The 13,807-nt window shown below is 69.2% G+C and carries 11 protein-coding genes and 1 pseudogene; 10 read left to right on the top strand and 2 right to left on the bottom strand.

Translation table 11 applies throughout. From position 1 onward, the window contains the following. Positions 1 to 33 precede the first annotated feature (33 nt). Genes A0O31_RS00570 through A0O31_RS00535 form a run of 8 tightly spaced genes read left to right on the top strand, consistent with a single transcriptional unit; the run spans position 34 to position 7,613 of the window. Positions 34 to 1,206, top strand: coding sequence for an ABC transporter substrate-binding protein (locus A0O31_RS00570; RefSeq protein WP_071676229.1), 1,173 nt, complete (start codon positions 34 to 36; stop codon positions 1,204 to 1,206). A 3-nt stretch (positions 1,207 to 1,209) separates the two neighbouring features. After that, positions 1,210 to 2,187, top strand: coding sequence for a branched-chain amino acid ABC transporter permease (locus tag A0O31_RS00565; RefSeq protein ID WP_071676228.1), 978 nt, complete (start codon positions 1,210 to 1,212; stop codon positions 2,185 to 2,187). Next, positions 2,187 to 3,938, top strand: coding sequence for a branched-chain amino acid ABC transporter ATP-binding protein/permease (locus tag A0O31_RS00560; RefSeq protein ID WP_071676227.1), 1,752 nt, complete (start codon positions 2,187 to 2,189; stop codon positions 3,936 to 3,938). The genes A0O31_RS00565 and A0O31_RS00560 overlap by 1 nt, the downstream gene beginning before the upstream one ends. Then, complete coding sequence (locus tag A0O31_RS00555) at positions 3,938 to 4,663, top strand: ABC transporter ATP-binding protein (RefSeq protein ID WP_071676226.1); 726 nt, start codon at positions 3,938 to 3,940, stop codon at positions 4,661 to 4,663. Before A0O31_RS00560 ends, A0O31_RS00555 begins: the two co-directional genes overlap by 1 nt. Beyond that, positions 4,660 to 5,064 carry a hydroxyphenylacetyl-CoA thioesterase PaaI gene (gene paaI, locus A0O31_RS00550; protein WP_071676225.1) on the top strand — a complete coding sequence of 135 codons (405 nt, stop codon included), beginning with the start codon at positions 4,660 to 4,662 and terminating at the stop codon, positions 5,062 to 5,064. Before A0O31_RS00555 ends, paaI begins: the two co-directional genes overlap by 4 nt. Next, positions 5,021 to 6,355 (top strand): phenylacetate--CoA ligase family protein, encoded by a 1,335-nt coding sequence (locus A0O31_RS00545; protein ID WP_071676224.1) that lies wholly within the window; start codon positions 5,021 to 5,023, stop codon positions 6,353 to 6,355. Before paaI ends, A0O31_RS00545 begins: the two co-directional genes overlap by 44 nt. Before the next feature lie 2 nt (positions 6,356 to 6,357). Further along, positions 6,358 to 6,777, top strand: coding sequence for a thioesterase family protein (locus tag A0O31_RS00540; RefSeq protein ID WP_071676223.1), 420 nt, complete (start codon positions 6,358 to 6,360; stop codon positions 6,775 to 6,777). 35 nt (positions 6,778 to 6,812) lie between these two features. Next, positions 6,813 to 7,613, top strand: a complete 801-nt coding sequence (locus A0O31_RS00535; RefSeq protein WP_071676222.1) for an SDR family NAD(P)-dependent oxidoreductase — start codon at positions 6,813 to 6,815, stop codon at positions 7,611 to 7,613. Here A0O31_RS00535 and A0O31_RS00530 read toward each other — a convergent pair. After that, a pseudogene (locus A0O31_RS00530) lies at positions 7,548 to 8,773 on the bottom strand (MFS transporter). The gene A0O31_RS00535 and the pseudogene A0O31_RS00530 sit on opposite strands and share 66 nt — an antisense overlap. A gap of 82 nt (positions 8,774 to 8,855) precedes the next feature. Between A0O31_RS00530 and A0O31_RS00525 the strand changes: the two are divergent. Both A0O31_RS00525 and ppdK read left to right on the top strand, forming a co-directional pair. Beyond that, positions 8,856 to 9,347, top strand: coding sequence for a thioredoxin family protein (locus A0O31_RS00525; RefSeq protein ID WP_071676221.1), 492 nt, complete (start codon positions 8,856 to 8,858; stop codon positions 9,345 to 9,347). A gap of 54 nt (positions 9,348 to 9,401) precedes the next feature. After that, positions 9,402 to 12,008, top strand: a complete 2,607-nt coding sequence (ppdK, locus tag A0O31_RS00520) for a pyruvate, phosphate dikinase (protein WP_071676220.1) — start codon at positions 9,402 to 9,404, stop codon at positions 12,006 to 12,008. On the opposite strand, the gene A0O31_RS00515 is transcribed toward ppdK, so the two are convergent. Continuing rightward, positions 11,990 to 13,807, bottom strand: a complete 1,818-nt coding sequence (locus A0O31_RS00515; RefSeq protein WP_071676219.1) for a bifunctional sugar phosphate isomerase/epimerase/4-hydroxyphenylpyruvate dioxygenase family protein — start codon at positions 13,805 to 13,807, stop codon at positions 11,990 to 11,992. The two genes, ppdK and A0O31_RS00515, sit on opposite strands and share 19 nt — an antisense overlap.

The raw sequence follows: 13,807 nt of genomic DNA, 5'->3' as shown, positions 1-13,807 counted from the left end.
CCGGGGTACCCCGGTGGGAAAAGGAGGTAGGAGATGAAGCGTTGGTTGGCGGTAGCGTTGGCCCTGGCCCTTTCCGCTTGGGCGCAGGGCACCTTGAAGGTGGGGGTGGTGGTCTCGGCCACGGGGCCCGCCGCCTCCTTGGGCATCCCCGAGCGCAACACCTTCCTCCTCTTGCAGGACCTCCTGGACCGCCAGGGGGGTGTGGCGGGGCGGAAGGTGCAGTTCGTCATCCTGGACGACGCCTCGGACACCACCCAGGCGGTGCGGAACACGAGGCGCCTGGTGGAGGAGGGCGCCGTGGCCATCGTGGGCACCACCACCACCCCCGCCTCCTTGGGCATGATCCCCGTGGTGGCGGAGGCCAAGGTGCCCAAGATCTCCCTGGCCGCCAGCAAGGACATCATCTACCCCGTGGACGCCCAGCGTTTCTGGGTCTTCAAGACCCCCCAGACGGAGGAGCTCATGGCCCGGGCCATCGTGGCGGACATGGTGGCCCGGGGCGTGAAGACGGTGGGCTACATCGGCTTTAACGACGCCTACGGGGAGGGTTGGGCCCGCTTCTTTGAGGCGGAGGCCAAGGCCAAAGGCCTCCAGGTGGTGGCCAGCGAGCGCTACAACCGCACGGACACCAGCGTCACCGGCCAGGCCCTTCGCCTCATCGCCCGCCGGCCCGACGCCATTCTCATCGGGGCGAGCGGCACCCCGGCGGTCCTTCCCCAGCGCACCCTGAAGGAGCGGGGCTACCCGGGCCTCATCTACCAGACCCACGGGGTGGCGAACCCCGATTTCCTGCGGGTGGGCGGCCAGGACGTGGAGGGCACCCTCCTCCCCGCCGGGCCCATCCTGGTGGCGGAGCAGCTTCCCGGCACCTTCCCCTCCAAGCGGGTGGCCCTGGACTACATCCAGCGCTACGAGGCCAGGTACGGCATCGGGAGCTACTCCACCTTCGGGGCCCACGCCTGGGACGCCTGGCTCATCCTGCGCCCCGCCCTGGAGAGGGCCCTGAAGAGGGCAGACCCCGACAAGGACCTGGCCGCCTTCCGCGCCGCCCTGAGGGACGAGATTGAGGCCACCCGCAACCTGGTGGCCACCCACGGGGTCTTCACCTTCACCAAGGAGGACCACCTGGGCCTGCGCTTTGAGGACGCCGCCGTCATGGTCCGGGTGGAGAGGGGCCGCTGGAAGCTGGAGCGCACTTTCCGCTAAGCCATGGACGCCAGCATCCTCGGCTTCCTCCTCCTGGATGGGCTCCAGAACGGGGTTATCTACGGGCTCTTGGCCATCGCCATGGTGCTGGTCTTCGCCGTGACCCGGGTGATCCTGGTGCCCATTGGGGAGCTCCTCATGTTCGCCCCCCTGTCCTTGGTCTGGCTCCTGGAGGGGAAGATCCCGGGGACGCTCTGGCTGGCCTTGGTCCTGGGGCTCCTCTGGGCGGGGCTTGCGCGGGGGCGGGGGGCCTTGGGGCCCGTTCTCGGGGCCCTGGGGCTTTCCGCCCTCTTTTTCCTCGCCCTCTTTCTGAAGCCCCTGGCCTACCCGGCGGCGGTCCTCCTGGTGGTCTACCTGGGGGTGGCCACGTACCGGGTCTTCTTCCTGCCCATGCGGGAGGCCACGGTGCTTTCCCTCCTCATCATGGCGGTGGGCCTGCACGTGGCCTACCAGGGCTTGGGCCTCGTCTTCTTTGGCCCGGAGCAGTTCCGCCCCGAGCCCCTCCTTAGGGGAGAGGTGGTGGTGGGCCTTTCCTGGCAAGGGGTTCTGGTCCTCCTCTTTGCCCTCCTGAGTGTCCTCGGCCTTTACGCCTTCTTCCGCTTTTCCCTTTATGGGAAGGCCCTTTTGGCGGCGGCGGAGAGCCGGCTTGGGGCGAGGCTTGCGGGCATCTCCCCGGAGGAGGCGGGGACGGTGGCCTTCGGCATCGCCAGCCTGCTTGCGGGGCTATCCGGCCTCCTCCTCGCCCCCCTCATCAACGCCGCCTACTTCATGGGGTTCATGTTGGGCCTCAAGGGGTTTGTGGCCGCCATCCTAGGGGGGCTTGCCAGCTATCCCGTGGCCTTTTTGGGGGCGCTATTGGTGGGGTTTTTTGAGAGCTTTACCAGTTTCTTCGCCAGCGCCTACAAGGAGGCCCTGGTCTTTCTCCTTTTGGTGCCCGCCCTCTTCTACCAAAGCCTCAAGGCGCGGGCGGTGGAGGAGTGATGCGCTACCTTTGGTTTCTCCTGGTCCTTTTGCCCCTTTTCCTCCTGCCCTTTCCCTTTTACCTCACCCTCCTCAACTTCTTCGCCCTCTCGGCCCTGGTGGCCCTTTCCCTCTACGTGCTCACGGGCCTGGCGGGGATGACCAGCTTCGCCCAGGCGGCCTTCATGGGGATGGGGGCCTACGCCACCGCCCTCCTCACGGTGAAGGCGGGGCTATCCCCGTGGCTCGGCCTCCTTGCGGGCCTTCTCCTCTCCCTCCTCCTGGCCTTGGTCCTGGGGGGGCTCACGGTGCGGCTCAAGGGGCACTTCCTCCCCCTTTCCACCATCGCCTGGCAGGTGGCCCTGTACATCCTGGCGGGGAACCTGGTGGGCCTCACCGGGGGGCACACGGGGATCACCGACCTGCCCCCCTTGACCCTCTTCGGCTATGCCCTGGACACGGGCTTCCGCTACGCCCTCTTTAGCCTTTTCCTCCTGGTCCTCTTCCTCCTCGCCCTGGATAACCTGCGGGGAAGCCGCCTGGGCCGGGCCCTTCTCGCCCTCCGGGGGGACGCCTTGGCGGCGGCGAGCTTCGGGGTGGACCCGGCCCGCCTCCGCCTCCAGGCCTTCCTCCTGGCGGGGGGTATGGCGGGGGTTGCCGGCTTCCTTTACGCCCACTTCCTGCGCTTCGTGAACCCCACGCCCTTCTCCCTGGAGGCCTCCATCAAGTACCTGGTCATGGCCGTGGCGGGCGGGGTGGGGACGATCCCCGGGGTGGTGCTGGGGGCGGCCTTCTTCACGGGGCTGGAGGACTGGCTCAAGGACCTCCTGCCCCTCCTCCTGGGCCGGCAGGGGAACTACGAGGTCATCGGCTACGGCCTCATCCTGGCCCTCATCCTCCTTTTGGCCCCCAAGGGGCTATGGCCCCTCCTTGCGGCGAGGCTTCCCCGGAAGGAGGGGCGCCTCCCCGAGGCCGAGCCCCTCCCCCTCGCCCCGCCCCAAGGGGCTAAGGGGGAGGAGGTGCTCCGGGTGGAGGGCCTGAAGAAGGCCTTCGGCGGCCTCCTCGCCGTGAACGGGGTTTCCTTCGCCTTGCGGCGGGGGGAGATCCTGGCCCTCATCGGCCCCAACGGGGCGGGGAAGAGCACCACCTTCAACCTGGTCACGGGAACCCTCATCCCGGATGGGGGCAAGGTCTTCCTCTTCGGCCGGGAGGTGACGGGCCTCGCCCCCTTCCGCATCCACCGCCTGGGCCTCGGGCGCACCTTCCAACACCCCCACCTTTTCCCCGAGCTCTCCGTCCTGGAAAACGCCGCCTTGGGCACCTACGCCCGCACCCGGGCGGGCTTCTTTAGGGTCCTCCTGGGCCTTCACCGGAAGGAGGAGGACCAGGCCCTGGCCACCGCCTACCGGGCCCTCAAGCGGGTGGGCCTCGAGTCCTTGGCCTGGGAGCGGGCGGAGCGGCTTACCGTGGGGCAACAGCGGCTTTTGGAGATCGCCCGCCTCCTCGCCTCGGGGGCGGCGGTGCTCCTTTTGGACGAGCCGGGGGCGGGGCTTAGGGCGGGGGAGAAGCGGGAGCTTGCCCACCTCCTCCGGTCCTTGGCCAAGGAAGGGTACACGGTGCTCCTCGTGGACCACGACATGGACCTCATCATGGGCCTCGCGGACCGGGTGGTGGTGATGAACTACGGGGAGAAGATTGCCGAGGGTACCCCGGCGGAGGTGCAGAGGAACCCCCTGGTGCGGGCCGCCTACCTGGGGGAGGAGGTGGCCTGATGCTCCGGGTGGAAGGCCTCACGGTGCGCTACGGTCCCCTGGAGGCGGCGCGGGGGGTTTCCTTCGCCCTTAAGGAGGGGGAGGCCCTGGCGGTGATCGGCCCCAACGGGGCGGGGAAGACGAGCGTTCTGAGGGGGCTTTTGGGCCTGGCCAAGGCGGAAGGCCGCGTGGTCCTGGACGGGGAGGTCCTAGCGGAGCGGAGCCCCGAGGGCCTCCTAAAGCGGGGCCTCGTCCTGGTGCCGGAGGGGCGCGCCCTCTTCCCCGGGCTTTCCGTGGAGGACAACCTCCGCCTCGGGGGGTTCCACCGGTTCCGGAAGAGGGAGGACCTTCGGCCCGATCTGGAGCGGGTCTACGGCCTCTTCCCTAGGCTTAGGGAAAGGCGGGGGCAGCTGGCGGGGACGCTCTCTGGGGGGGAGCAGCAGATGCTGGCCATCGGCCGCGCCCTCATGGCAAGGCCCCGCCTCCTCCTTTTGGACGAGCCCTCCTTGGGGCTTGCCCCCTTGATGGTGCGGGAGATCTACCGCATCCTGGCCGGCCTGAAGGGGGAGGGGGTTACCCTCCTCGTGGTGGAGCAAAACGCCAAGGTGGCCCTGGAGCTCGCCGACCGGGGGCTTGTGCTGGAGGCGGGGGAGGTGGCCCTGGAGGGGAGCGCCCAGGAACTCCGGCAAAACCCCAAGGTGGTGGAGGCTTACCTGGGCCTTCGGCGGGAGGTGGAGGAGGGATGAGGGACCCCTTCATGGAGGCCTTGGGCCTAAAGGTGCTCCACCTGGCCCCGGGAGAGGCCAGGGTGGGGGGGCGGGTGGAAAGGGCCCACCTCAACCTCCACGGCACGGTCCACGGGGGCTTCCTCTACGCCTTGGCCGATAGCGCCTTCGCCCTCGCCTCCAACTCCCGGGGGCCTGCCGTGGCCCTCTCCTGCCGCATGGACTACTTCCGGCCCCTCCCCCCCGGGGCCTGGGTGGAGGCGGAGGCGGTGGAGGTGAACCTCTCCCGGCGCACCGCCACCTACCGGGTGGAGGTGGTGTCGGAGGGTAAGCTCGTGGCCCTCTTCACGGGCACGGTGTTTCGCTTAGGAGGTGAGGATGTACCAGCCGGAGTTGGAAACCCTTCCCAGGGAGAAGCTTAGGGCCTTGCAGGAGGAAAGGCTACGCCACGTGGTGGCCTACGTTTACGAGAGGGTCCCCTTTTACCGGAGGCTTCTGGACGAGGCGGGGGTGAGGCCAGGGGAGATCCGGGGCCTCATGGACCTCCCCAAGCTCCCCTTCACCAAGAAGGACCACCTGCGGCAGAACTACCCCTTCGGCCTCTTCGCCGTGCCCCGGGAGGAGGTGGCCCGCATCCACGCCTCCAGCGGCACCACGGGCAAGCCCACGGTGGTGGGCTACACCAAGAAGGACCTGGGCATCTTCGCCGAGGTGGTGGCCCGCTCCCTAAGGGCGGCGGGGGCGAGGCCCGGGATGATGCTCCACAACGCCTACGGTTACGGCCTCTTCACGGGGGGGCTCGGCCTCCACGGGGGGGCGGAGGCCTTGGGGATGACCGTGGTGCCGGTTTCCGGGGGCATGACGGAGCGCCAGGTCATGCTCATCCAGGACTTCCGGCCCGAGGTCATCTCCTGCACCCCCTCCTACGCCCAGACCCTGGCGGAGGAGTTCCGCAGGCGGGGGGTTTCCCCGGAAACCCTTTCCCTGGAGTACGCCGTCCTGGGGGCCGAGCCCTGGACCGAGGCCATCCGCAAACAGGTGGACGAGGGGCTTGGGGTTCGGAGCACCAACATCTACGGCCTTTCCGAGATCATCGGCCCCGGCGTGGCCAACGAGTGCGTGGAGGAGCGCCAAGGGAGCCACATCTGGGAGGACCACTTCCTGCCCGAGGTGGTGGACCCGGACACCGGGGAACCCTTGCCCGAGGGGAAGGTGGGGGTTTTGGTCTTGACCACTCTCACCAAGGAGGCCATGCCCCTCCTCCGCTACTGGACGGGGGACCTTACCTTCCTCACCTACGCCCCTTGCTCCTGCGGCCGCACCCATGTGCGCATGGGCCCCATCCTGGGGCGCACGGACGACATGCTCATCATCCGCGGGGTAAACGTCTACCCCACCCAGGTGGAGGCGGTCCTCCTGGATATCCCCGAGGTGGAGCCCTACTACCAGATCGTGGTGCGGCGGGAGGGGACTTTGGACGAGGCCGAGCTCAAGGTGGAGGTTTCCGAGGCCTTCTTCCAGGAAATTGGCAAAAAGGCCCTTTCCGACGAGGTCATTGAGGCGGACCACCGCCTCCACGCCCTGAGGGAGAAGGTGGCCCGCAGGATCAAGGACACCATCGGCGTCACCATGCGGGTGACCCTCCTCGCCCCCGGGGAGGCCCCGAGGAGCGAAGGGGGGAAGCTCAGGCGGGTTCTGGACCTGCGCAAGTAGCCATGCGCCCTATACCCGAAGGCTACGAGGCCACCTTTGAAACGGTGGTCACGGAAGCGATGACCGTGGACTTTGAGGAGCTCGGGCCCGTCCACCCCGTGTACGCCACCTACTGGATGGCCAAGCACATGGAGCTCGCCGGGCGGAAGATCATCCTTCCCTTTCTGGAGGAGGGGGAGGAGGGGATTGGGAGCTACGTGGAGGTGCGGCACCTGGCCTCGGCCCTCCCGGGGATGCGGGTGAGGATCGTGGCCCGGCACGAGCGCACGGAGGGCAACCGGGTCCACGCCACCATGGAGGCTTACAACGAGCTGGGGGACCTCATCGGCGTGGGGCGCACGGAGCAGGTGATCCTGCCCAAGGCCAAGGTGGAGGCCCTCTTCCAGAGGCTTAGGGAGCGCTGGGCGGCCAAAAAGGCGTAGGCGTCCCTTGGGGGTATCCTCGAGGGGGAGGTCCTATGAGGCTCAGGGGCAAGGTCGTGGTGGTTACCGGAGCGGGGAGCGGCCTAGGCCAGGCCCTGGCGTTGGAGCTCCTCCGGCGGGGGGCAAAGGTGGCGGCGGTGGACCTGAGGGAGGAGGGCCTAAGGGAAACCCAGGCCCAGGCGGGGAATATGGCCCCTGGGCTTAGCCTCCACCCCTTGGACATCACCGACAAAGCGAGGGTAGCGGCCTTGCCCGAGGAGGTGGAAAGGGCGCACGGGCAGGTGGACGGCCTTATCAACAACGCCGGCATCATCCAGCCCTTTAAGCGCCTCCTGGACCTGGACGAGGCGGCCATAGAGCGGGTGATGCGGGTGAACTTCTACGGCACCCTCCACATGACCCGCGCTTTCCTGCCACGGCTTCTCCAGCGGCCGGAGGCCCACCTGGTAAACGTGTCCAGCATGGGAGCCTTCGTGCCGGTGCCGGGGCAGGCGGTCTACGGGGCCTCCAAGGCGGCGGTCAAGCTCCTCACCGAGGCCCTTTGGGCGGAACTCCAGGGCACGCCGGTGCGGGTCACCCTGGTCCTTCCGGGGGCCATGCGCACGGGGATCGCCCAGCACTCCGGGGTGGAGGCCCCCAGGGCCGAGGGAGCGAGGGTACCCGTTTTGGAGCCCCAGGTGGCCGCCCGCATCCTCCTGGACGCCGTGGAGCGGGACGCCTTCCGGGTCCTTTTGGGCCAGGACGCCCGCACCATGGACCTCCTCTACCGCCTAAGCCCCCTTGGGGCCACCCGGCTCATCCAGCGCCGCATGGCCCACCTCCTCCCCCCCAGGTAGGGAGGCCTACGCCTCCGCCGACTCCCTCGGGGCCCGCACCCCTAGGGCGGAAAGCCCCATGAGCCCCGTGAGGAGGAGGCAGGTGGCGGCGAAGGCCAGGCCGTGGTGGGGAAAGAGCCGGTAGAAAAGCCCCAGGCTCCCCCCAGCCAGGGCGCTTCCCGCCGCCTGCCCCAAGGAGCGGGCCACGGAAAGGGCCCCCGAGGCGAGCCCCTCCGTCCCCGGGGGGCCAGGGAGAGGACCAGGGCGTTGTTGGCCGCCTGGAACAGGGCGCGCCCTACCCCGAGGAGGACCAGGCCCAGGGCCGCCCCCCAAAGGGGGTGGAGGAGGGGCAGGAGGGCGAAGGCCACTCCCCCTCCCACCAGGAGGTGGGCCCCAAGGAGGGCCACCCGGCGGTACCCGAGCCGGTCCGCCAGCCTCCCCGCCCACGCTCCCAAGAGGAGAAGCTGCAAAGGGCCCAGGAGGAGAAGGCCCCCGATGCCTCTAGGGGATAGGCCCTCGGTCCCCAGGTGGAAGGCCAGGGCCACCGTGGTCCCCAGGGTGTGGAGGAAGTAAAGGCTCGTGGCCAGGAGGGCCCTGAGGAAACCTGGGGCGAAAAGGAGTTTCCCCAAGGAGCCCTCCTGCTGGGGAAGGCTTGGGAGGTTTCCCGAAAGGAGGAGGGCCAGGAGGCCGGCGGGGAGGGGCAGGAGGAAGACCCAAGGGAGGCCAATCCCGGCGGCAAGCCCCCCTAAGGCGGGGCCCAGGAGGGTGCCCGTGGCCACCGTGCTGGCCACGAGCCCTAGGGCGTAGCCCCGGGCCTGGGGGAAGGCGCTGGCGGCTAGGCCCGGGACAAGCCCCACCACCATGGCCGTGGCCACCCCCTGGAGGAAGCGGAAGAGGTAAAGGGCCCAAAGCCCCGGGGCCAGGGCGAGGAGGAGGGCGAAGAGGGCGTGGAGGAAAAGCCCCAGGCGGAAGAGCCTTGCCGCCCCCACCCGCCCCGCCAGGCCCGCCACGGGCAGATAGGCCAGGGCCGCTCCCAAAAGCCCCATGGACACCACCCCTTGGGCCGCTTCGGGCCCCACGGCGAAGGCTTGTTGCAGGAGGGGAAGGGCCGGGGCCAGGCTGCTTTCGCTTAGGGTACCCAGGAGCACGCCGGAGAGGAGGGCGAGGAGCCGCCGGTCCATGAGCTAAGCCTATTCCTTTGACCAGGGAGGGGTGTGAACGCCCTCCTTGCGGCGGAAAGGGGTTTGGGCGCACCATGGGGCCATGCTGGCCGAACGCTGGGCCCAAGGACTCGCCTTTGGCGCCCTCCTGCCCCGTCTTGGCCCCCATCGGGAACGGGTGGAGGCCTTTTACGGGGCCCTGAAGCCCCTGGCCCCCTTGCCGGGGGCGGCCCGGGCCTTGGCCCTGGTGGAGGCCTGGTGCCCGGACTGCCTCCAGGCCATCCCCGTGCTGGCGAGGCTTCCCCTCGAGGTCCGCTTCCTCTTCCGCGACGAGAACCCGGATTTGGCCGAGGCTTACGCCAAGGAGGGCAAGCGCATCGTCCCCACCGTGGTCTTCTTAGACGGGGCTTTCCGCGAACTGGCCCGCTGGCATGGCCCCCCGGAGGAGGCCCGGGGTTTCCTGCGGGCGGCCAAGGAGGCGGGCTTTGGAAAGGCCGAAACCCTGCGCCGCTACCACGAAGCCTTTCCCCGGTTCGCCCAGGCCATGCTCCAGGAGTGGCGGGCCCTCCTCGTTCCCCAAGGGCGAACGGTGTAGCCCTCTTGGGAGTACACGTTTCCACGTTTCCACTGCGCGCCGGATACTCTAGGCGTGGAAAGCCGCGTGTACCTGCTATCGGAGGCCCAAGGCCTCACCAAGGATCTCCTAGGGGGTAAGGGGTATGGCCTCGTGGCCATGGCTGGGGCGGGGTTGCCCGTGCCCCCGGCCCTGGTCATCACCACGGAGGCCTGCCGCACCTACCTCCGCACCGGCCAGGCGGTGGGCCTGGAGGAGGAGGTAAGGCGGAAGATGGCGGCCCTAGAGGGCCTAACGGGGAAGCGCTTTGGCCAAGGGGAGGGGAAGAGCCCTCCCCTTTTGGTCTCCGTGCGGAGCGGGGCCCCGGTGTCCATGCCGGGGATGATGGACACCATCCTGAACCTGGGGCTCACCCTCGAGGGCGTGGAGGCCCTCGCCCGGGCCACGGAAAACCCCCGCTTCGCCTGGGACACCTTCCGCCGCCTCCTCGCCATGTACGGGGAGGTGGTCCTGGGGGAGAAGGCGGAGGTCTTTGAGGGGATGCTTTCCGCCCTCAAGGCGGAACGCGGGGTAGAGGCGGACACCGCCCTTTCCGCCGAGGACCTGGAGGAGCTTTCCTTCCACTACCTCCGCCACCTGGAGGCCAGGGGCACCCCTTTCCCCATGGACCCCTGGGCGCAGCTCTTCGCCGCCATAGAGGCGGTCTTCAAAAGCTGGCTCAACCCCCGGGCCAAGACCTACCGCCGCATCTACGGCATCCCCGAGGACCTGGGCACGGCGGTGGTGGTCCAGGCCATGGTCTACGGGAACCTGGGGGAGGACTCGGGCACCGGGGTGGGCTTCACCCGCAACCCCGCCACCGGGGAGAAGGGCCTCTACGGCGAGTACCTCAGGAACGCCCAAGGGGAGGACGTGGTGGCGGGCATCCGCACCCCTGAGCCCCTGGAGCGCCTAAAGGACTACGCCCCTGGGCTCTACGCCGAGCTCCTCCAGGTGGCGGAGCGCCTGGAGCGCCACTTCCGGGACATGCAGGACTTTGAGTTCACCGCGGAAAGGGGGCGGCTTTTCCTCCTGCAGACCCGCTCGGGCAAGCGCACGGCCAAGGCGGCGGTGCGCATCGCCGTGGAGATGGCGGAGGAAGGCCTCATCTCCAAGGAGGAGGCGGTCTTAAGGGTGGAGGCCAACGCCCTCCCCGGCCTCCTCAAGCCCGCCGTGGACCGGAACCAGGCCCCCAAGCCCCTCCTCAAAGGGCTTCCCGCAAGCCCAGGGGCCGCCACCGGCCACGCCGTCTTCTCCAACGAGGGGGCGGAGCGCCTCGCCGCCCAGGGCCTCCCCCCTCTCCTCATACGCCCGGAGACCACCCCGGAGGACATCACGGGCATGTACCTTTCCAAGGGCATCCTCACCGCCCGGGGCGGCCTCACCTCCCACGCGGCGGTGGTGGCCCGGGGCCTCGGGGTGCCGGCGGTGGTGGGGGCGGAGGCCCTAAGGGTCTTCCCCGAGGAGGGCCGGGCCCTGGTGGACGGGGTGGAGATCCGGGAAGGGGACCTCCTCACCCTGGACGGGGGCACGGGGGAGGTCTACCTGGGAGCGGTGCCCCTGGTGGAGGCGGCGGAGGAGGCCCTTTTGGAAAAGCTCTTCGCCTGGGCTGAGCCCTACCGGCGCCTTGGGGTGCGGGCCAACGCCGACACCCCCCTGGACGCCCAAAGGGCCCGGGCCTTCGGCGCCCAGGGGATCGGCCTCTGCCGCACGGAGCACATGTTCTTCCAGGAGGAGCGGCTTCCTTGGGTCCGGCGCCTCATCCTGGCCAAGACCCCCGAGGAGGAGGAAGAGGCCCTGGAAAAGCTCTTCGCCTTCCAGAAGGACGACTTCAAGGCCATCCTGCGGGCCATGGATGGCCTTCCCGTGACCGTGCGCCTCATGGACCCGCCCCTCCACGAGTTCCTGCCGCCCTTGGCCGAGCTGGAGGCGCGGGCCAAGGAGGGGGACCAGGAGGCCTTGGCCCTCCTGGAGCGGGCCAAGGCCCTGCACGAGGTGAACCCCATGCTGGGCTTCCGGGGGGTGAGGCTTCTGCTTCTCAGGCCCGCCATCTTCCGGATGCAGCTTAAGGCGCTCCTCGAGGCGGCCCAGGAGCTCAAGGAAGAAGGCCTGGACCCCCGGCCCGAGGTCATGGTGCCCCTGGTGGCGGACCCCAAGGAGGTGGAGCGGGCCCGGGCCTTGGCCGAGGAGCTCTTCCAAGCGTACGGCCCCATCCCCTTCGGGACCATGATAGAGACCCCGAGGGCCGCCCTCCTCGCCGGCGAGATCGCCCCCCTGGTGGACTTCTTCAGCTTCGGCACCAACGACCTGACCCAGATGGCCTTTGGCCTCTCCCGGGACGACGCCGGGAAGTTCCTGCCCCGGTACGTGGAGGAGGGGCTCTTCCCCTTTGACCCCACGGAGCGCCTGGACGAAAAGGGCGTGGGGCGGCTCCTGCGCCTGGCGGCGGAGGAGGGGAGGCGGGCCAACCCCAGGCTCAAGCTCGGTCTCTGCGGGGAGCACGGGGGCGAGGCGGGGAGCGTCCAGGCGGTGGCTGGGCTTCTGGACTACACCTCGGCGAGCCCCTTCCGCATCCTCACCGCCCGCTTGGCGGCCGCCCAGGCGGGGCTCAGGGCCCTCCGGGCTCAGCCGGCAAGCTCGTAGGCCTGGGCCTGGAGGCGCACGGCGGTGTTGGCGGCTCCGTAGGCCTCGTAACCGCCTCGGCGCTCCACCACCTCAAAGAAGAAGCGGCCCCGGAAGGTAGGGGTGTAGAGGTGGAGGAACTCGGCGCCCTCGAGGGTGCGGTCGTAGAGGAGGGAATAGGCTTGAAGCTGCTCCACCTCCTCCGGGGAGAGGCCGTGGCGGGCGGCCAGGGCGCGGTAGTAGGAGGCGGGGATGCGCAAGGGGCGGAGCCCCTCCTGGGCCCCTCGCCGGGCGAAGGCGAAGAGGTCGGGGGTGCGGAAGGCCACGTGCTGGATGCCCGCATGCCCAAGCCGTTGCAGAAAGCGGGAAGCCGCCGTGCCCAGGCCCTCGGAGGTGTTCAGCGGGATGCGCACCCGGCCGTCGGGGCTACGCACGGAGCGGCTATAGAACATCCCGTAAGGGTCAAAGACCTCCACCACCGGGTCCACTTGGAAGCCGAGGAGGGCCTTGTAGATGAGGAGCCAGCTGTAGAGCTCCCACCGGGGGACGACGTTGGTGAAGTGGTCCACCTCAAGGAAGGTACCCTCCTGAGGCTCCCCCAGGGCCACAAGCCCGTAGGCTTCCAGGAGGGGACCGTCCACCAGGTAAAGCCGGGTATGCCCCACCCCCTGGATGGCCGCGTAGCCCAAGCCCTCCTGGGGCCTTTGGAGAAGGGAAAGCCCCAGCTCCCGGGCCCGGGCCGCCACGGGGGCCGCCTTGCCCACCTTGAGGCCCACCCCCTGCACGGAGGGAAACTCCCGCGCCCTGTCCTCTTCTTCGGCCAGGTGGACGAGGACCTGGGCCTGGCCCGCCCGGTAGAGGCTAAGCTCCAAGGCCGGGTGGCGGGCCTCCAGCCGGAAGCCCAGGGCCCGGAGGAGGTCTTGGAGGTCCTCGAGGTCCTCCTCTTCGCCAGCGATCTCCACGAACTCCACCCCCTGCACCGGGCTTCCTTTGGGCAAGGGAGGGAGGAGAAGCCCCAACCGGTCAAAGAGGTATTTGAGGGCGCGCAAGCCGTCCTGGGCCACCTGCTCGGGTGGTGCGGCCCGGAACCACTCGTTGAAGATTTCCAGGGAAATGGGGCCCCGGTACCCCGTGGCGAGGACGCTTTGCAAAAAGGCCTCCACAGGCCAATCCCCCTGCCCCGGCATGGCCCGGTGGTGGCGGCTTAAGGCCAGAGGATCCATGAGGAGGTTAGGGGCGTCGGAGAGTTGTACCAGGAAGATCCTCTCCCCCGGCAAGCGGGCGATGGGTTCCAGGGGGTTCTGCCGCGCGAAGCAGTGGAAGCTATCCAAGACGAGGCCCAGATGGGGGTGGTCTGCCCTGCACACCACCTCCCAGGCCTGGGGCCAGTCCCGGACATGCCGCCCCCAGGCCAAGGCCTCGTACCCCACCCGAAGGCCCAGGCCAGCGGCCCTTTCGGCTAGAGCGTGGAGGTCGGCCGCCGCCTGCTCTAGGTCGTCCAGGGCCAGGGGAGAGGTGTTGGAGCAGACGTAGGTGAGTTCCACCCCGAGCTCGGCCATCAGGTCAAACCAGCGCTCTGCCCGCACCCGGTTACGGCTCCGGTAGGGCTCGGGCATGGCCTCGTAGTCCCGCAGGGGCTGCAGGGCGATGATGCGCAGGCCCAGGTCCTCGGCCAGGGCCCGCAACTCCTTGGGCGTTCCCCGGAACCCCGCCAGGTCCTCCTCAAAGATCTCCACGGCCCTAAACCCCGCCTTAGCGATGGCGAGGAGTTTTTCCTCAAGGGTGCCGCCAAGGGCACAGGTGGCGATGGCCCATTCCAT

It is taken from the genome of Thermus brockianus (assembly GCF_001880325.1).
In the GTDB taxonomy this organism is placed as follows: Bacteria; Deinococcota; Deinococci; order Deinococcales; family Thermaceae; genus Thermus; species Thermus brockianus.
This window is presented reverse-complemented; position numbering and strand designations above follow the sequence as displayed.

Coding starts and splice junctions, on each gene's coding strand:
- A0O31_RS00535 (WP_071676222.1), top strand. CDS start 6,813: ATGAGGCTCAGGGGCAAGGTCGTGGTGGTTACCGGAGCGGGGAGCGGC.
- A0O31_RS00525 (WP_071676221.1), top strand. CDS start 8,856: ATGCTGGCCGAACGCTGGGCCCAAGGACTCGCCTTTGGCGCCCTCCTG.
- A0O31_RS00515 (WP_071676219.1), bottom strand. CDS start 13,807: ATGGAATGGGCCATCGCCACCTGTGCCCTTGGCGGCACCCTTGAGGAA.
- A0O31_RS00555 (WP_071676226.1), top strand. CDS start 3,938: ATGCTCCGGGTGGAAGGCCTCACGGTGCGCTACGGTCCCCTGGAGGCG.
- paaI (WP_071676225.1), top strand. CDS start 4,660: ATGAGGGACCCCTTCATGGAGGCCTTGGGCCTAAAGGTGCTCCACCTG.
- A0O31_RS00545 (WP_071676224.1), top strand. CDS start 5,021: ATGTACCAGCCGGAGTTGGAAACCCTTCCCAGGGAGAAGCTTAGGGCC.
- A0O31_RS00570 (WP_071676229.1), top strand. CDS start 34: ATGAAGCGTTGGTTGGCGGTAGCGTTGGCCCTGGCCCTTTCCGCTTGG.
- A0O31_RS00560 (WP_071676227.1), top strand. CDS start 2,187: ATGCGCTACCTTTGGTTTCTCCTGGTCCTTTTGCCCCTTTTCCTCCTG.
- A0O31_RS00540 (WP_071676223.1), top strand. CDS start 6,358: ATGCGCCCTATACCCGAAGGCTACGAGGCCACCTTTGAAACGGTGGTC.
- A0O31_RS00565 (WP_071676228.1), top strand. CDS start 1,210: ATGGACGCCAGCATCCTCGGCTTCCTCCTCCTGGATGGGCTCCAGAAC.